Source organism: Nonomuraea sp. NPDC049784 (assembly GCF_040659615.1).
Lineage (GTDB): Bacteria > Actinomycetota > Actinomycetes > Streptosporangiales > Streptosporangiaceae > Nonomuraea.
This window is the reverse complement of record NZ_JBFAMX010000939.1, coordinates 1-2,870: the sequence shown is the minus strand read 5'-3', so window position 1 is coordinate 2,870 and position 2,870 is coordinate 1. Positions and strand designations below refer to the sequence as shown.

Sequence of the window (2,870 nt, the reverse complement as noted above, 5' to 3'; positions counted from 1 at the left end):
TGCTGTCCGCCTCGGCCAGGGAGGCCCTGCGCCGGGCCATGGACGCGGCGGGTGAACGCGGCTCGCCCGACCTGGACGTCCTGGACATTCTCGACGCGCTGATCGACGAAGACTCGATCAAGACGATTTTGAGTACGGCCGGAGTGGACGTGGGCCGGTTGCGTGACCGCATCGACGCGATGGCCGGAGCCGGCGAGGCAGGGGAGCCGCCCACGACGCTCTCGCCGGCCGCCAAGAGGGCCATCCTGGACGCCCAGCGGATCTCCCGCGCCCTGCAGTCGTCCTACATCGGGCCCGAGCACCTGCTGCTCGCCATCGCCGCCAACCCCGACTCCAGCGCCGCCCGCATCCTGCAGGAGCAGGGCGCCTCCGCGAACGAGCTGCAGGACGCCATGATGGCCGGCCCGCAGCGGGCCGAGGGCCGCCGCGCGGCGAGCAACACGCCGACGCTCGACGAGTACGGCAGGGACATCTCCGAAGAGGCCAGGCAGGGCAAGCTCGACCCGGTCGTCGGCCGCGAGGACGAGATCGAGCAGGCCATCGAGGTGCTGTCGCGCCGTACCAAGAACAACCCGTGCCTGATCGGCGAGCCGGGCGTCGGCAAGACCGCGATCGTCGAGGGCATCGCCCAGCGCATCGTGAACGGCAGCGTCCCCGACACGCTGAAGGACCGGCGCGTCGTCGGCCTCGACCTGACCGGGATGGTCGCCGGGACGAAGTACCGGGGCGAGTTCGAGGAGCGCATCAAGAAGGTCATCGACGAGGTGCGCGCGCACTCCGACGAGATCATCGTCTTCATCGACGAGGTGCACAACCTGGTCGGGGCGGGCGCCGCCGAAGGCGCCATGGACGCGGCCAACATTCTCAAGCCCGCCCTGGCCCGCGGCGAGCTGCACGTCATCGCGGCCACAACGATCGACGAATACCGCAAGAACATCGAGAAGGACGCAGCACTCGAGCGCCGCTTCCAGCCCATCCTGGTCGCCGAGCCGACCGTGGAGGAGACGGTCGAGATCCTGGCCGGGCTGCGGGACGCGTACGAGGCGCACCACCAGGTGCGCATCACCGACGAGGCTCTCGACGCTGCCGCGACCCTGTCCGACCGCTACGTTTCGGACCGGTTCCTGCCCGACAAGGCCATCGACCTCATGGACCAGGCCGCTGCCCGGGTGCGCCTGCGCTCGCGCACGCCCGGCGCCGACGTCCGCGAGCTGGAGGAACGGCTCGACTCGCTGCGCCGCGACAAGGACCAGGCCATCTCATCCGACAACTTCGACCGCGCCAAGGACCTCACGACGCAGATCGACAAGATCAGGCCGGAGCTCGAGCGCGCCAGGCAGGGTACGGACTCCGTGCCCCTGGTCACGGTGGAGGACATCGCCGAGATCGTCTCCCGCCGTACCGGCATCCCGGTCACCCAGCTCACCCAGCAGGAGCGCGAGCGCCTGATGCGCCTGGAGCAGCACCTGCACGAGCGCGTGATCGGCCAGGACGAGGCCGTCACCGCCATCGCGGAGGCCGTACGCAGGGCCAGGGCGGGGCTGAAGGACCCGAACCGCCCGATCGGCAGCTTCCTGTTCCTCGGCCCGACCGGTGTCGGCAAGACGGAGCTGGGCAGGGCGCTCGCCGAGGCGCTGTTCGGCGGCGAGGACCACATGGTCCGCATCGACATGAGCGAGTTCCAGGAGCGGCACACAGTCTCCCGCCTCATCGGCGCGCCGCCCGGATATGTCGGGTACGAGGAGGCGGGTCAGCTCACCGAGGCCGTGCGCCGCCGACCGCACGGCGTGATCCTCCTGGACGAGATCGAGAAGGCCCACCCGGACGTCATGAACATCCTGCTGCAGATGCTCGACGACGGCCGCCTCACCGACGGCCAGGGCCGCACGGTCGACTTCACGAACACGATCGTGATCATGACGAGTAACATCGGCGCCCAGCTCATCCTGGAATGGTCCGGCGACGTCAAGCAGCTCGAGGACCAGCTCATGGACGTGCTGCGGCACTCGCTCCGGCCGGAGCTGCTCAACCGCATCGACGAGACGATCATCTTCAAGCGGCTGGAAAAGGATCAGCTGCGCCAGATTGTGGACCTGATGCTGGAGCGCACCCGGCAGCGCCTGCGCGGCCAGGCGGTCGCGCTGGCGGTCACGGACGCGGCCAAGGACTGGCTGGCCGAGCGCGGCTACCAGCCCGAGTTCGGCGCCCGGCCGCTGCGCCGCACCGTACAGCGGGAGGTGGACAACCGGCTGTCCACGATGCTGCTGACCGGTGAGGTCACGGAAGGCGGGAAGGTCACAATCGACGTCGAGGGCGACCATCTCGTGTTCCGCGCCACCGCTCCGGAGCCCGCCGTCTGACATCCCGGCCGCCGAAGGGCGCCGGCAACTCGCAGCAGAGGCAGAAGCGGGTCGAGGTCGTCAGGTCAGAAGGTGTAGGGGCCGAAGCGGCCCCAGGCGACGAACGCGGCCAGGACGAACAGGACCGCGTTGAAGGCGATCGCGGCCGGTTCCTTGCGGCGGGCGTGGGTGAGCGCGGCCAGCACCATCACCACGGCCAGACCGGTCGCGGCCAGCGGGGTCAGGATCGGGGCGATGCCGGTGAGCGCGGGCAGGATCAGCCCGAGCGCACCGGCCAGCTCGGCGATGCCGATGAAGCGGACGGTGCCGGCGGAGAAGTGTGCCAGAAAAGATCATCCGCGGGTAAGGGGTTGGTGCGGTCAGGACAGGGCTGCCATGGCGCGGTCCCGGCACTCCGCCAGGGTGAGCCCCGCCAGCGCCTCCCGTACGGCGGGCACGCACACGGGGGCCATGGACAGGCTCGTCACGCCGAGCCCCACCAGCAGGGGCGCGAGCAGCGGGTCGCCGGCC

General features: G+C 70.2%; 2 protein-coding genes. One reads left to right on the top strand and one right to left on the bottom strand.

Features of this window, described 5'->3' with window-relative positions:
• On the top strand, positions 1 to 2,360 hold a 2,360-nt coding region (locus AB0J09_RS61350; RefSeq protein WP_360713268.1), incomplete at its 5' end, for an ATP-dependent Clp protease ATP-binding subunit.
• Between the two features lie 65 nt (positions 2,361 to 2,425).
• Here AB0J09_RS61350 and AB0J09_RS61345 read toward each other — a convergent pair.
• Complete coding sequence (locus AB0J09_RS61345; protein WP_360713270.1) at positions 2,426 to 2,686, bottom strand: DoxX family protein; 261 nt, start codon at positions 2,684 to 2,686, stop codon at positions 2,426 to 2,428.
• Positions 2,687 to 2,870 lie beyond the last annotated feature (184 nt).